A 16,433-nucleotide genomic window follows, 5' to 3' on the forward strand; every position below is an offset into this window, starting at 1 on the left:
TTAGTAGTCTGAAATTAAGATAATAAACACATGGCCCTGTTTCAAAAAAAAATTATAATTCCTGTTGTCGCTGCTCTATTTCTTTTTATTGGTACCAGTTTCAAAGATGACTTTTTTGAAATCGCCAAACAAGTAGAAATTTTCACCACGTTGTTTAAAGAATTGAATAAGAATTACGTTGACGAGACCAATCCAGGCGACTTGATGGACAAGGCGATAAAAGGAATGTTGACCAGTTTAGATCCGTATACCGTTTATTTTAATGAGCAGGATGTTGTCCGATTTAAAATAAATAATACCGGTGAATATACCGGGATCGGTGCCTTAATTACCCGAACAGAAACGAAACTTATAGTCAAAGAACCGTATAAAAATTTCCCTGCAGATAAGGCCGGATTAAAAGCCGGAGACGAAATTATTCAAATTGGTGATATTATGGTATCGGATTTTAAAGACGAATCTTCCCAATTATTTAAAGGAGGAAAGAACACTAAAATAGATGTGAAATACATCCGTCAAGGGAAAACAAACACTACACAAATTATTCTGGATGAGGTTGAAATAAAATCGGTTCCGTTTTTTGCAAAAATCGACGCTAAAACAGGATATATCGTTTTGTCCCATTTCAGTAAGAAAGCTTCATTAGAAACCAAAGAAGCGCTGGAACAATTAAAACGTGAAGGTGCGGAGCGCATCATTTTAGATGTCAGAGATAATCCTGGCGGACTTTTGAACGAAGCGGTGGCTATTTGTAATTTATTTGTTCCAAAAAACGAAATCATCGTAACCACAAAATCAAAAATCGAAAAACATAATAATACGTATAAAACTACCCGAGAACCTATAGATACCGAGATTCCGTTAGTTATTCTGGTTAACGGAAGAAGCGCTTCGGCCTCCGAAATTGTTTCGGGAGCTTTGCAGGATTTGGATCGTGCCGTAGTCATTGGAAGCCGTAGTTTTGGAAAAGGATTGGTGCAAAGACCGGTAGATTTAACTTATGGAACACAACTAAAAGTGACAATTTCCCGTTATTATACGCCTTCCGGCAGATGTATTCAAGCATTAGATTATGCTCATAAAGACAAAAACGGAATGGCCATAAAAACAGAAGAGAAAAATTATAATGCTTTCAAAACCCGAAAAGGAAGAACTGTTTATGATGGCGGCGGAATTCAACCGGATATAGAACTCGACGAAACAAAACTGAGTCCAATTGCTAATGCTTTGGTAAAAAACGACGGAATTTTTAATTATGCCACAAGTTATTATTATAAAAATCCAAGTTTAGGTGATAAAATTCCCGTTTTTTCGGATGCAGATTATGCGGATTTTAAACAGTTTTTAAAAGTCCAAAAATTCTCTTTTGATACCGAAACAGAAATCGCTTTGAAAAACACTTTGGCTGCAGCCAAAAAAGAAAAAATAGAGGAATCCATAACCGCAGAATACCAACAATTACTTTTGGCGCTTCAAAAAAGCGAGAATAACTTATTGGATAAAAATCAAAAAGAAATTAAAGCTTTGATTCTCGATGAACTCATCAAGCGCTACCAATATCAAGAAGGATTGTACCAATATTACATTAAGAATAATTCTGAAATTATGAAAGCAGTCAGCGTTTTGAACAACAATACGCAGTATAAGTCGATTCTTAAAATGTAATGGGGAAATATTTCAAAATAGGATTTTTGTTGTGGTTTGGATGCCTTTTCGCCCAGGAAAAGACTATTGAAACTGTATATTTTGAATTTGATAAATATGTTTTGCCCGAAAAACAGGAACAGATTGTTGAAGATTTTATAAAAACAATTGACACCACAAAAATAGAATCCATTCAAATTTATGGCTATTGTGACGACAGAGGCGATAATGATTATAATTACAAATTATCTAAAAACAGAGTTGAAACGGTTCAAAAAATACTAACCAACAACGGATTCAATAAAAACAAAATCGTAATCATTGAAGGTAAAGGCCGAGTGGTTATTAGAAAAGATACTGTAGAAAACCTAAATGAAACCCGCTCAAAAAACCGACGTGTCGACTTGATTCTGGTGAAGAAAAACAGTTTTGGAAAAGGAATTTACAATTCGTTTCAAAAAAAGCATACAGTAGGCGATCGCATTTTTTTAGAAAACATTCTTTTTGTGATGGGAAGCAGTAAACTTACCACAAAATCCAAAGAGGAATTAGATAAAATTGCCGTTCAACTTCAAAAAGATAAAACCTTGGAATTCGAAATTAGAGGCCATGTATGTTGTACGCCAAGTTATTATAATGACGCCATTGACAAAGAAACTAAGGAACGAAAACTTTCTCTAAATAGGGCCAAAACGGTTTACAGATATCTCTTGTCGAAGAATATCAACAGCCTGCGAATGACATATAAAGGTTGCGGAAATCAATTCCCTTTAGGAAAAGGGGATGCCTTGGACCGCAGAGTCGAATTCCTGATTTCTAAGATATAATTATTCCTTTTTCATTTCAATATGCGGAATATCGTCTTCAAGATACATGTCGCTGGTTTGCATAAATCCGTGGCTTTCATAGAATTTTTTCAGGTATAATTGAGCTCCGATAGTGATTTGGCTTTCGCCAAAATGAATCAGAATACCCGCAATTGCTTCCCGCATTAAATCATGACCCCATTTTCTGTCGCGATAATCAGCAGCAACAGTGACTCTGCCAATAGAAGCATTTTCAAAACTTATTCCGGCTTTGAATAATCGGGCATGAGCCACAATTTTACCTTCAAACTCGCCAAAAAGATGTAAGGCCACTTTGTCTTTTCCGTCTAAATCTAAATAAACACAGTTTTGCTCAACTACAAAAATTTCGCTTCTCAACCGAAGTAAATCATAAAGTTCATGTACCGAAAGTGCCTCAAAGGACTTGATTTTCCATTCTATTGCCATGGATTGTTTTTATATTTTAGGATTCAAAGAAAATAAAAATTTGCCATTAACCATTAAAAAAAGGATTTAAAAAACACTTTTTTTAATGGTCTTGGATAATTTTGAAAGCAAACTTAGTTTACGTTCAAACTGTCTTTTGTGATTGTCAGACTGTCTTTTATGGCGCGGTTAACAATGGGATTTTTTAGAACAGTTCCGGCTACAACTGCACTTGGTTTTATTTTTTGTCTAATAACCACCGCATCATTCAAAACAAAAGGGGTTGGCATCATCCAAGGTTCTCTTTGAGCCATATTGAATAAAGGATTTGTCATCAAGTCAAAAGAACTTTCTAAAAGATTCATGTCGAAAATGGTTTTAGAATCCATGCTGAATTGCATTTCTAATGGCTCGTTTCCAACGACATAATAACTTAAAATTTTCTTGCCTTTTTGTTCGTATTTAGATCCTTTTTGGTCTAATGCTTTTGCGCCGTTCGCTTTGAAATTATGAATAATCATTGCTTCATTGGCAAAAATATCATACCGATTAACGGTTCGGTTTGGAGAGATTCGGATTCTAAAATACCGTTGATTTCCAGCAATTCGATCTTCCAAAAACTCTATTTTTGGTTTTAGAATTCCTTTATTTGGAGCTTCAGCTGCATAAGTAAAACCGGAATTGTATTTGCTGAACAAAGGCAATTCATTCATGATTTTGGCATCTTTTGGAGCATTTCCCAAATAGTTTTTAGTCCACGAGTCAAGATTGGTGTCATAAGTTACCCAATTCGCAACATTAGTGTCGGCATTGTAAACATATAATAAGCTATTGGATTTTGCTTTTCCGAATTCATAACCGGATTCAGAATGTGCTTTCGCAAAAAAAGCTGCGGCAAGGATAAAAAATGTGATGGACCAAATTCCTTTTTTGGCGTAAGCCCCAAAAATAGGCAACAATAATCCGAAAGTTAAAACACTCAGAATGGCACTTCCAAACAGGACTTTCAATCCTAAACCTATTGGGAACATTTGAATAAACGGAGCAATAATCAGTAAAGCCGGAAGACTACAAACGAGGTTGAGTATCCAATTTGATTTTTGGGTAAGAATAAAAGCCGCAAATGCAAACAACCCAAAATAAACAGGAATGATTAAGAATCCTGCACCTTGCAGACTATTTGCCAGAAATGAATTAATTAGAATCCAGACCAATAATGCGGAAACAAAATGATTCATAGTGATTTTTTTGGCCGAAAAACGATTGTAAAAAGCAAAACTAATGGCAATACTCAACAATACAAAACCAGCTATATAAGCGTGTCCGTTATAGGTAAATCCGTTTAATAAATCGTTGTACTGAGGGTAGATTAGTAAGAGTCCTTTCCAGCCTAAAAACGTAATTAAACCGGTAACAATTACAGCGCCAAAAAGCGGAATAAAGCCTTTTCCGATTTCTCTAAAGGAAATTATGCGTTTCCCTTTGCCTACGAAAATTAAAAATCCTAATAGCACCAAAGCAATTATCGTCATGGGGAAAACCCAACTAAAAGGATAACTTATAAAAGTATATGGAATGGTAAAGTATACATAATCTGTTGAGGCTTGTGTGGCACTTAAATCAACATTCGAAAAATAATTTAGTAACGGCATTAAATATGTTCCTTGATGCGCTAGTGTGTTTTTGTCTAAATGGTTGATGTCATCTTGGGCGGTGTGGTAATTAAAATGATTGTCTATGAAGGCAAAATTATATCCTTGAATGTTGCCTTGTTCTCTGAAAACAGTCAAATCGGTATCGTTTGGGAGCATTTTATAAATGCTGTACATCAGTGAATTTGAAACTGGGAATGTCGCTTTTGCGGAAGCAAACTCTTTTACAAGTGCTGCATTTCCTTTGTTGGTTTCCATTAACATATAACTTGGGCCGGAAGAACCGCGAGCTTCAAAATTTAAAACTAAGCCTACGTTTTTGGCCCATTGGTGCTGGGTTACAAAAAGTGCAGCGCCATTCAGACCTAATTCTTCGGCATCTGTAAAGAGAATGATAATATCGTTTTTATGTTGTTTTTTGGTATACAAAAAGGCACGAACACTTTCCAGAATTGTCGCTACTCCAGAAGCATCATCACTGGCACCAAGCGAGTAGGAATGAGGTGCGCTGTCATAATGAGAAAGTAAGAGTAAGGCTTTTTTTGAACTGTCAGTTCCTTTTATTCGAGCTAAAATATTTTTAGATTTTACTAAATTTCCCCAATCGCTTAACGTAAATCCTTCTTGTATAGAAGTGGTTAATCCTAATTTTTGGAGTTCAGTTTGAATATATTCGGCTACGACTTCATGATTTTGTGAACCCACAAAATGAGGTTTTTGAGCAATTGCTTTGACTTGTGTAAAAGCTCTTTCGGTAGAGAATTCCGAGAGGGAATTGTCTTCATCTGATGTCCATTTTGGCATCATAGTAGCGTAAATCAATCCTAGGAATCCTAAGATAAACAACGCGGATAAAATGGATGAATAATCTTTTTTCATAGTAGGTTGGGGTTGTGGTATTTAAATATCTTTTTTGACTAATACATAATAGTCATTGTCCAAATGCATATAGCCTTGGTCATATAGGAAATAGTAGGTATTTCCTGTTTTGGTGTTCAAAATATTGGTAAAAAAATCAAAATCAAATCCTTTACTCATTAATTTAGTTCGGGTAGTTTTACTTTTCCCTTCTACATTTAGCTCGCACAAAACGCGATAATTTTTGCGTAATTTGTTGTTAATGTTGCGCATATAGTTGGTACTGTCTTTGTTTATTTTGTTGTTGTAGGCATTGCGGCAACCATCGCTACAGAATTTTTTATCTTCCCGGCCTACAATTTTTTCGGAGCATTCGAGACAGGTTTTCATGGACTTATTTTTTTAATTTCATATAAATCAGTTCTACGATCTTTTAGAATTCGAACACTTCCATGTTCATGCAGTTCTTTTAATAAATTTAAATCAACGTCTACGATTAACGTCATTTCTGTATTTGTAGTAGCTTCGGCTTTTATACCATTGCTAGGAAAAGCAAAATCTGAGGGTGTAAATACAGCAGATTGGGCATATTGAATGTCCATGTTGTTTACTTTTGGAAGATTACCTACACAACCCGCTATGGCGACATAGCATTCGTTTTCAATGGCTCTGGCTTGTGCGCAATGTTTGACTCTGGTGTAAGCATTTTGAGTATCGGTCAAGAACGGGACAAATAAAATATTCATTCCTTCATCGGCCATTAATCTAGACAGTTCCGGAAACTCTACATCATAACAAATCATGATGCCTATTTTTCCGCAATCGGTATCAAAGGTTTTGATTTGGGATCCGCCTTTCATACCCCAGTGCTGTACTTCGTTTGGTGTGACATGAATTTTAGCATACATTTCAGAGGTTCCGTCTCTTTTGCAAAGAAAACCCACATTATATAAAGTGCCATTTTCTAAATAGGGCATGCTGCCTGTAATGATATTGATGTTGTAAGAAATGGCAAATTCCTGAAAGCGTTTGCGAATGGGTTCCGAATGTTTGGCTAATTCGCGGATGGCTTCGGCTTCTGATAAATGGTTGTAATCTGCCATTAACGGGGCTGTAAACAGTTCCGGAAATAAGGCAAAATCACTGCCGTAACCCGAAACGACATCTATAAAAAATTCGCATTGTTCGAATAAGGCTTCTAAATTGTTTAATTGGCGCATTTGCCACTGAATCAATCCGAGTCGGATAACACTTTTTTCGAGATTGATTAATTTTGGACTTTCATCATAATAAATGTTGTTCCATTCCAGCAAAACAGCAAATTCTTTCGAATCAGAGTCGCCCTCCAAATAGTTTTTCATTACTCGGATAACGTGAAAATCATTGCTCAGTTGAAACGAAAGTACCGGATCGTGTAATTCTTTTCTTTTAACTTTTTCTATGTAGTTTTTTGGTGTTAATTTTTTGGCGTGCTGACCATAATTCGGGATTCTTCCGGCAAAAACAATTGCTTTTAAATTGAGTTGTTCACACAGCTCTTTTCGGGCATCGTACAAGCGTCGTCCCAATCGAAGTCCTCTGTAATTGGGATGAATAAAAACGTCAATTCCATATAAAACATCCCCTTTTGGGTTGTGAGTTGAAAACGAATAATTCCCAGTTACATCTGAGTAATTGTGGTTTTTATCTACCAGACTTTCATCAATAATCAACGATAATGCAGAGCCTACAACTTTGTCATCAACTAAAATTACCAATTGACCTTCTGGAAAAATATTTAGTAATTTTTCGATATGATGTTCTCTCCAGTAGGACCCAACCATCTCAGGATAGGACTCTACCATTGAATTTTTTAGTTGTTTGTAGTCTTCAATTTCTAAATTTCGTAATTCAACTTTATTTATTTTGGCTTGCATAAGGGCTTGATTTCTACCAAATATACTTAAAAATTTCCATTTACAAACGTTTACAAATAGTTACAACCGAAAGTAAACAGTTAACAACCGAATAATTTTTGAAAGCTGATGCATCTTTGCAATGTCGAAATCAAACAACCATCGGCAAAAGATAAACACACTAACATTTAAATTTTACACGCCATGAATGCAATGAAAAACAGAGTTCAGTTAATCGGTCACGTAGGGAATGATCCAGAAATCAAAAATCTTGAGGGAGGAAAAAAAGTAGCTAATTTAACCATCGCCACAAATGACAGTTATAAAAATGAAAAAGGAGAAAAAGTAGAACAAACCGAATGGCATAAAGTAGTTGCTTGGGGAAAAACAGCCGAAATAATAGAAAAATACGTAACCAAAGGAAAGGAAATTGCCATTGAAGGTAAGTTGACGCACAGAAGTTACGAAGACAAAACCGGCGAAAAAAGATACATCACCGAAGTAGTTGCCAATGACATACTTTTATTGGGAAAATAGTGATACAACAGATTTCGGATAGCAGGAATAATACAACAACCTGCTATCCGAATTTGTATTTTATTGATTCATCAGATCCTGGAAATAATCCGCAAATTGACCTACATGTAAACCGTCCATCAAACCATGATGTACGTGAATTGACATAGGCATCGTTCTTTTTCCGTTTTCGGCAAGTGTCATTTTTCCAAAAGAAATTTTCGGGCAACTATCCGGGAAAGTATAACTTCGGGCGTGGGAAAGTGAAGTAAAATTCAACCACGGAATTGCAGAGAAATGAATTAAATTAGTTTCATCGAAAGTTCGTGTAAAAAGGCCTATTGTATTTTGAATCCGTTCTATTTCGGTTCGGGCGATTTGCTCAAAGACGTTGAAATCCGGGTGGTATTTTATTAATGAAAATCCAAAAGTTCCATCTTTACGGCTGATTGTTGCGGAACCATCAATACTGTCGTAAACAAAAACAGCATCACCTGAAATTCGATAACGAAAGTTTTCAATCGCATTTACAGCAACTAATGTTTGGTGTAAATAATAAATAAAAAAAGAAGTATTTTGTGCTTTTGCGGTTTGATAAGCTTTGGTACAATCAATTTCAATGGTCACGCCAAAAAACGGTTCTTCCATTTGTTTGAAAAACTGAAAATGTGTTGCTCTGTTCCAATTTTCAAGATCTAAAAGCGTTTTCATTATTCCAGTCTTTTTAAAACATCAGTCATTTTTTCAAAAGTACGGAAGTTTTCATGTTCTACTTTATGATCAATTTTCTCGTGAGCCCAAGTCGTGTGAAACGGAATATGAACAGCGTGTCCGCCAATGGCCAAAACCGGCAAAACATCCGATTTTAAAGAATTTCCAATCATAAAAAATTCCGAAGGTTGTATTTCCAATCGTTTAATCAAATCCGAATAATCCACTTCCTGTTTGTCTGACATCACTTCAATATGATGAAAGTAATGACCCAAACCTGAATTGTGTAATTTTCGACGTTGGTCTAATAAATCGCCTTTGGTGGCAACTACTAATTTATATTTTCCGTGTAAAGCTTCTAAAGTTTCTTCCACGCCATCCAATAAAACAATTGGTTTTTCGAGTAATTCTTTTCCGTATTCAATGATTTTTTCAATGATTTCTATCGGAAGCGTATGATTCGAAATAGTCATCGCCGCTTCAATCATAGAAAGAATATAGCCTTTGATTCCGTAGCCGTATAATTTTAAATTATCAATTTCGACCTTGAATAATTCTTTAGAAATTCCTTGATGTGACAAATAATCTTCCATCAAACCACAGAATTTCTTCTCGGTTTCATCAAAATACGTTTCGTTGATCCATAAGGTATCATCGGCATCGAAAGCAATTACTTTTAGGTTCATTCTTATATAATTTACCGCAAACTATTCTTTTTTATATTGAATTGAAATTTGCAGTTGAATTTAATTTATCGTTTCTCCATTGGCAACGCCATCTGTATCCGGATTTACAAAAACCAATTTTCCTTCGGTGTTTGTTGTCATCAAAATCATTCCTTGACTTTCTACGCCACGAAGGTTTCTTGGAGCCAAATTCACTAAAACAGTCACTTTTTTACCAATAATATCTTCTGGTTTAAAACTCTCCGCAATCCCTGAAACGATTGTGCGGACATCAATTCCGGTATCGACTTTCAAAATCAAAAGCTTGTTGGCTTTCGGCATTTTTTCGGCTTCCAAGATTGTTCCCACACGAATATCCATTTTAGCAAAATCCTCAAATTGAATGGCTTCTTTCTGTGGTTCCGCTTTTTTGTTTTCGGCAGTATTAGCAGTTTTTGTCGCTTCCAGTTTGTCTATTTGTTTTTGAATTTCCTCATCTTCAATTTTAGCAAACAATAATTCCGCTTCGCCAATTTGGTGACCAGCCGGAATCAAATCAGATGTTTCTGAGATCGTATTCCAGTTCAACGGACTTTCTATTTTTAGAATTCTTGATAATTTTTTTGCTGTAAATGGCAAGAATGGTTCGCAAAGTGAGCTCAAAGCAGCTGCAATTTGCAACGCCACATACATTTGTGTTTGTACGCGTTCCGGATTGTCTTTGATTACTTTCCAAGGCTCTTCGTCAGCCAAATATTTATTTCCTAAACGAGCCACATTCATCAATTCGCTCAACGCTTCACGGAATCTGTAGCGCTCCACAGAACTAGAAATCACAGCTGGATACGCTTTCAATTCAGTTAAAGTGGCTTCGTCTACTTCCGAAAGTTCATTCGGTTGTGGTACAATTCCGTTGTAATATTTATTAGTCAAAACCACGACACGATTAATGAAATTTCCGTAAATCGCAACCAATTCATTGTTGTTTCTTGCTTGAAAATCTTTCCAGGTAAAATCATTATCTTTCGTTTCCGGCGCATTCGATGTCAACGCATAACGCAAAACATCTTGCTGATTCGGAAATTCTTCCAAATATTCGTGCAACCAAACCGCCCAGTTTTTGGAAGTCGATAATTTATTTCCTTCCAAGTTCAAGAACTCATTTGCAGGCACATTGTCCGGCAAAATATAACTTCCTTCAGCCTTTAACATCGCAGGAAAAATGATGCAATGGAAGACAATATTGTCTTTCCCAATAAAGTGAACTAGTTTTGTGTCTTTATCTTTCCAGTAAGGTTCCCAATCTTTTCCTTCGCGCAAGGCCCATTCTTTAGTGGAAGAAATATAGCCAATCGGTGCGTCAAACCATACATATAATTTTTTTCCTTCGGCGCCTTCAACGGGAACATCAATTCCCCAATCTAAGTCACGAGTTACCGCGCGAGGCTCTAATCCGCCGTCAATCCAAGATTTTACTTGTCCATAAACATTCGGTTTCCAGTCGTTTTTATGTCCAACGAGAATCCATTCTTTCAAGAAATCTTCATAACGGTCTAAAGGTAAAAACCAGTGTTTCGTAGATTTCAAAATAGGAGTTTCTCCAGTGATTGTCGATTTTGGATTAATCAAATCCGTCGCATTCAGCGTCGAACCGCATTTTTCGCATTGATCACCATACGCTTCATCGTTACCACATTTTGGGCAAGTTCCCACCACAAAACGGTCTGCCAAGAACTGATCGGCTTTTGCATCATACAATTGTTTGGTCACTTCTTCGATAAAATCGCCTTTATCATATAGTGTTCTAAAAAATTCCGAAGCGGTATCATGATGAATTTTGGCAGAAGTTCGGGAATAATTATCAAACGAAATTCCGAAATCTGAGAACGATTTACGAATGATTCCGTCATATTTATCGATTACTTCCTGTGGCGTAATGCCTTCTTTTTTGGCTTTCATCGAAATAGCCACGCCGTGTTCATCGCTTCCGCAAACAAATAAAACGTCTTTTCCTTGCAATCGTAAATAACGGGAATAAATATCTGAAGGCACGTAAACACCTGCCAAATGGCCAATGTGAATCGGTCCGTTTGTATAAGGTAACGCTGCTGTAATCGTATATCTTTTTGGATTCTGTATCATAAAATTATTTTTAGATTCTGAAATTAATTCAGAATGCGCTGCAAAAATAAGCAATAGAATTGATAGTCCCGATGCTTCGCTGTGGTTTTATTAGCGACTCTTTATTGTTCTGTTTTTTAAAATGAATGTGGTTGATATGAAAAATAAATTAAATTCAATTTTAATTAATCAGTATTTGTTTTTAAATTAATAGTAAAAATTAACTATTAATTAATAAAAATCATTATAAGAAAACCTCTATATTTGCGCAAAAATTAACTTAATTAGGCTTTGCAATCAATACTTTATGAGAAATAAATTACTCTCTAAAAAAGCAAATAACTTGTTTTTCTTCTTTGTTTTAATCTTATTATTTACTGTTTCATTATCGAATGCTGCAAATCGTTTTTCTGTAGCAACGGGCAACTGGAGTTCAACTGCAACTTGGTCAGCAACTTTAGGAGGTGCATCGGGTGCATCGGTTCCTGTAGCTGGAGATGTTGTTACTATTGCCGGAGGTTTTACAGTGACGCTTTCTGCAAACGCAGCTTGTACGGATGTTACGGTTAATGCAGGAAGTGCTTTAAATATCGTAAATAGAACCCTTACAGCATCAGGTTTTTTTGTAAATAATGGGTCGGTTACTGGAACAACCGGAACTATATCACTTATGGGTAATTTTACGAATTCGGGGACATTTACTTTGAGAACAGGACGATTAGCAGTATCTGCCGGTACTTTTTCCAGTACAAATTCCTTTACTTTCACAGGAGCAGGAATGTTAGTTTTAGGAGGAAATTTTTCATATTCAGGAACATTTACTTTATTATCTGCACAAGTTCAGTTTACCGGAACAGCAAATCAATCAATACAAGGCTTTACTACAACAGGAACAGTTAGTATGCTCAAAACAGGAGGGACAGCCACCCTTTCAGGGAATGTAAATGGTGCCGGATTAACCATTAGTGGTGTTGGAGGGACTTTAAATTTGGTTTCAGGAACGCACACTTTTTCTGGAAATTGGACTAGAACAAATGGGACTTTAAATTGTGGTTCAAGTCTTTTGAGAATCCGTGGAAATATCTCGGGTACAGGAGGCGCGTTTACAGCAGGTTCCGGAACGGTAGAATATTATAGAGCAGGAGGACAGACTGCAGCTGTATTGACATACAATAATTTAATACTTTCAGGTTCAAATACGAAGACCTTTGCTAATTTACCTACGGTAAATGGTGTTCTGTCTATGCAAGGTACGGCAACAGTAAATGTGTTAACAGGAGCTATAACTTATGGCGCAAATGCTACACTTCAATATAATACGGCTACAGCAAGAAGCGTTGGAGCTACAGATGAATGGATTACACCATTTATAGCATCAGGGGGAGTTGTTATTGCTAATACTGGTAAAATAACAATGACTGTGGCGAAAACATTTAATGCCACAGCTCCACTTACTGTAAATTCTTCTGCACAATTAGGATTGGGGACTGTATTATTGACTTTGAATGGTAATTTTATTAATAATGGTTTAGCTACAGGAACAACAGGAGGTGTAACTATTACAGGAACAGCAACACAAAGCATAGGTGCTTTTACTACAACAGGTACAGTTTCAATGACAAAAGCATCAGGTACAGCAACGCTTACAGGAAATATAAATGGAGCAGGATTGACTATAAATGGAGTAGCAGGGACATTGAATTTAGGAACAGGATTGACTCATACACTTACCGGAGCGGTTGCATTGAACAGTGGTACATTAAATGGAGGTTCGAGTAGGTTGAATGTAAATTTTTCAGGCTCAGCATGGAATGGAACAGGCTCTAATTTTAACAGAGGAACAGGAACAGTAAATTTTGGAGGAGCTGCTCAAACACTTGATGTAGTTTCTACGTTTAATAACCTTATATTTTCTAATTCGGGAATTAAAACACTTGCAGGGGTACCTACAATAAATGGAATTCTTTCTATGGAGGGAACAGCTACGGTTTCTGTGGTTCCAAATTATGGCACATCAGCTACATTACAATATAATAGATCAGTATATCAAGGTACAGGTCCGGAATGGAAAACACCATTTACATCAACAGGAGGTGTTAATATTATTAATACTGGAACAATTACATGTGGTGGGGCTAAAGTTTTTAATGCAGGTGTGCCTTTAAGTATTTCAGGTGGTGCTACTTTAGATAACGGAGGTTTTGCAATTTCAGGTGGTTCAACGCTATTTGTTGCTGATACAGGAACATTGGTAGTAAGCGGAGCAAGTGTTTTTCCTTCAGGTTTTGGAACAACAACTTTAAGTCCAACGAGTACTGTGGAATATACCGGTACAGTACAAAGTATTGCAAATCATGTATATGGTAATTTAGTTCTTACGGGTTCGGGCAACAAAAATTTTACAGCTGCAACCACAATTGTGGGGAGTCTTGAAGTGACAGGTTCTGCAGTAGCTATTTTACCTAATGGAACACTCTCATCAGCAAGTTCAATATTATTTTCCGGAGTTTTACAAACATCAGGCAATTGGGGAGGAACTGCTTCAGGAGCAACTTTTAAAAGCGGTCCTAGATTTGGGAGTACTACAACGGGTATTATAAGTAACATATCTTGTACCGTTGGTTATTGGTTAGGCGGAATTAGTACGGATTGGAGCGTGGCAGGAAACTGGTGTGGCAGTGTTTTACCAACAGCAATAACGGATGTTACTATAGCTCCAGCTGTAAGGCAGCCTGTCTTATCAGCTTCAAGTGTATGTCGAAATATAACTATAGCAAGTGGAGCAAGTTTGGGCTTAGCTTCAAATACATTAACCGTTAGTGGTAATTGGACTAATAACGGAGGTACATTTACGGCGGGAACAGGCACAGTAGTTTTTAATGGTATTGCTGCACAATCTATAGGAGGGACAAGTGTCTCTGTCTTTAATAATTTAACGAATGCAAATACAAATGCTGCTATTACGGCAGGAAGAGGCATTACTGTCAATGGAATATTAAGTATGAGTAATGTAGCATCTTTGTTAGAAATGCAAACTTTTGCATTAAGCGGAGGAGCTTCTTTTTCTAATACGGGAGCAGGTCAAATACGAACTTCAAATACGACTTCTTTACCTATTCCGACTGGGAAAACTTGGAATAATACAATTGTATATTTGAATCCAACGGGTGGACAAACGATTGTTGGCGGAACCTATAATGGAACACCTTCTTTGGAAATAGATAATATATCTGGAATTCAAACTGCCTCTGGTGCTATAGTAGCCGGAGGACAATTAAATATCAATAATGGAGGAACTCCAACATTTAAAACGAATGGATTTCCTTTGACTGTACATGCATTAAATCTAAATTCTGGAGCAACATTAGATATGGGAACAGGAGTGTTTTCATATGCAAATCTTGTTGCTATGAATGGTACTGTTCGTTTTTCGGGCGCTACGAATGGATTAGCTTTTCCTTCGGGGACAGTCGAATATTATGCTGCAACACCTACGGTAGCTATTGTTGCTGATGGGGTTTATTATGATTTACTATTTTCGGGTACCGGAACATATACTATTGGTAGTAATATAGAAGTTGCTAATACTTTGACGGTGAATAGTGGAGCGTTAAAAGTTTTAGACTCATTTTCAGTATCTGTTGATGATGCAGTAATTGTTTCTCCTCTGGCAACATTCACATTAGAAAATAATGCAAGTTTGGTACAAATAGGTTATACAGGACCTAATACCGGTGAGATTAACGTGATAAGAAACACAACCCCAATTGTATTAGACGACTATACTTATTGGTCTTCTCCAACGACTGGGACCCAAACATTACATGATTTTTCTCCAAATACCTACAGTGGAAGGTTCTATAATTATAATAATAGTTGGGGAAGTCTAAATGAAACAACAACAGTTTTTGAACCAGGAATAGGCTATGCAATTCAAGCCTCTCAAGGAACGAGTTCTACAATACCTTCCGTTGATACCTCTTATCAATTTGTTGGAGTTCCAAATAATGGTACTACGGTTGTCCCGTTAGTTGTTAGAACATCCGACAATAAAGGGCACCGATTAATAGGGAATCCTTATCCATCAGCCATAGATGCGGATGATTTTATTAATGCTAATCTTGAATATACAGGAACAATTAATCAAACTATTACTGGGACCTTATATTTTTGGACACACAATCATGCTACATCCGGATATGATTATATGGCAACCGATTATGCTACTTATAATTTATTTGGAAGTGTAGGAGTAAGTTCAGGTACAGGAAATTTAACGAATCCAAGTCAGTATATTGCTTCAGGTCAAGGATTTTTTGTTCAAAATAAATTTGCAGGTGATATTACGTTTGACAACACTATGCGAATTATAGAAAACAACACCAATTTTTACAGACAGAATAAAGTTAATAGTGATGAAGATCGCAGCAGAATTTGGCTTAAACTCGCTAAGAATGCAGTTGATGTAACAGGAACTTTGATTGGTTATGGACCAAATTCAACAAATGAATACGATTCAGGTTATGACAGTTTTGTTTATGATAAGAATCAGTCTTTTTCTATTTATAGTTTTATTGGAACAAATAAAATGGCGATACAAAGTAAAGTTTTACCATTTGTAGACTCAGACACATTTCCTATAGGATATAGCATTAATTCAGCAGGAAACGCTACAATAAGTATTGAAAAAGTCGATGGATTCTTCTTGTATGATCAACCGGTTTATCTTGAAGATAAAGTATTAAATGTAGTGCATGATATTGTAAATTCTCCTTACATTTTTAGTACAGCTGCGGGTACTTTTAATGATCGTTTTGTTTTACGTTATACGGATAAAACTCTTGGAACAGATGATTTCGAATCCATAGAAAAAAGTGTTTTGATTTCTAAAAATAAAAGTGAACTGCGAATAAAATCAGCTGTTGAGAACATTAAAAATATTGCAGTATATGATTTACTTGGTCGAAAGGTTTTTGAAAAAAGTGACGTAAATAATACGGAGTTTTCAACATCAGATTTTGTATTAAGAAATCAAATAGTGGTAGTAAAAGTAACTTTAGAAAACGGAAAAACGGTCTCTCAAAAAGTAGTTTTTTAAAAATATATAATAGTATTTAT

Annotated in this window: 11 protein-coding genes; 4 read left to right on the top strand and 7 right to left on the bottom strand. The window is 36.1% G+C overall.

Annotation, left to right across the window (positions count from 1 at the left end):
- Nucleotides 1-30: 30 nt before the first annotated feature.
- Together O6P34_RS05180 and O6P34_RS05185 are read left to right on the top strand one after the other, a co-directional pair.
- Entirely contained in the window at nt 31-1,665 is a 1,635-nt protein-coding gene (locus tag O6P34_RS05180; RefSeq protein ID WP_269686262.1) for a S41 family peptidase, read from the top strand.
- Complete coding sequence (locus tag O6P34_RS05185) at nt 1,665-2,471, top strand: OmpA family protein (RefSeq protein WP_269686263.1); 807 nt, start codon at nt 1,665-1,667, stop codon at nt 2,469-2,471. Before O6P34_RS05180 ends, O6P34_RS05185 begins: the two co-directional genes overlap by 1 nt.
- Here O6P34_RS05185 and O6P34_RS05190 read toward each other — a convergent pair whose 3' ends face one another.
- From O6P34_RS05190 to O6P34_RS05205, 4 genes are all read right to left on the bottom strand, one after another.
- Nucleotides 2,472-2,918, bottom strand: coding sequence for a GNAT family N-acetyltransferase (locus O6P34_RS05190; RefSeq protein ID WP_269686264.1), 447 nt, complete (start codon nt 2,916-2,918; stop codon nt 2,472-2,474).
- 113 nt (nt 2,919-3,031) lie between these two features.
- Nucleotides 3,032-5,428, bottom strand: coding sequence for a M20/M25/M40 family metallo-hydrolase (locus tag O6P34_RS05195; protein ID WP_349293441.1), 2,397 nt, complete (start codon nt 5,426-5,428; stop codon nt 3,032-3,034).
- 21 nt (nt 5,429-5,449) lie between these two features.
- Nucleotides 5,450-5,797: a hypothetical protein gene (locus O6P34_RS05200; RefSeq protein ID WP_269686265.1), complete on the bottom strand. Its 348-nt coding sequence runs from the start codon at nt 5,795-5,797 to the stop codon at nt 5,450-5,452.
- Nucleotides 5,794-7,323 (bottom strand): bifunctional GNAT family N-acetyltransferase/carbon-nitrogen hydrolase family protein, encoded by a 1,530-nt coding sequence (locus O6P34_RS05205; protein WP_269686266.1) that lies wholly within the window; start codon nt 7,321-7,323, stop codon nt 5,794-5,796. Before O6P34_RS05205 ends, O6P34_RS05200 begins: the two co-directional genes overlap by 4 nt.
- A gap of 183 nt (nt 7,324-7,506) precedes the next feature.
- Between O6P34_RS05205 and O6P34_RS05210 the strand changes: the two genes are divergently transcribed.
- Entirely contained in the window at nt 7,507-7,839 is a 333-nt protein-coding gene (locus O6P34_RS05210) for a single-stranded DNA-binding protein (RefSeq protein WP_269686267.1), read from the top strand.
- Nucleotides 7,840-7,899: 60 nt separating this feature from the next.
- Here O6P34_RS05210 and O6P34_RS05215 read toward each other — a convergent pair whose 3' ends face one another.
- From O6P34_RS05215 to metG, 3 genes are read right to left on the bottom strand one after another with little or no spacing between them, the layout of a single operon-like run.
- The gene (locus O6P34_RS05215; RefSeq protein ID WP_269686268.1) at nt 7,900-8,529 is read right to left on the bottom strand and encodes a chloramphenicol acetyltransferase; all 630 of its coding nucleotides are present in this window, start codon (nt 8,527-8,529) and stop codon (nt 7,900-7,902) included.
- Entirely contained in the window at nt 8,529-9,215 is a 687-nt protein-coding gene (locus tag O6P34_RS05220) for an HAD family hydrolase (RefSeq protein ID WP_269686269.1), read from the bottom strand. The genes O6P34_RS05215 and O6P34_RS05220 overlap by 1 nt, the downstream gene beginning before the upstream one ends.
- Nucleotides 9,216-9,275: 60 nt before the next feature.
- The gene (gene metG, locus O6P34_RS05225) at nt 9,276-11,336 is read right to left on the bottom strand and encodes a methionine--tRNA ligase (RefSeq protein WP_269686270.1); all 2,061 of its coding nucleotides are present in this window, start codon (nt 11,334-11,336) and stop codon (nt 9,276-9,278) included.
- 286 nt (nt 11,337-11,622) lie between these two features.
- Here metG and O6P34_RS05230 point away from each other — a divergent pair, with 286 nt between their 5' ends.
- Entirely contained in the window at nt 11,623-16,413 is a 4,791-nt protein-coding gene (locus tag O6P34_RS05230) for a DUF8693 domain-containing protein (protein WP_269686271.1), read from the top strand.
- The last annotated feature ends 20 nt before the right edge of the window (nt 16,414-16,433 follow it).

The organism is Flavobacterium lacustre, from assembly GCF_027474525.2.
GTDB classification, from domain to species: domain Bacteria; phylum Bacteroidota; class Bacteroidia; order Flavobacteriales; family Flavobacteriaceae; genus Flavobacterium; species Flavobacterium lacustre.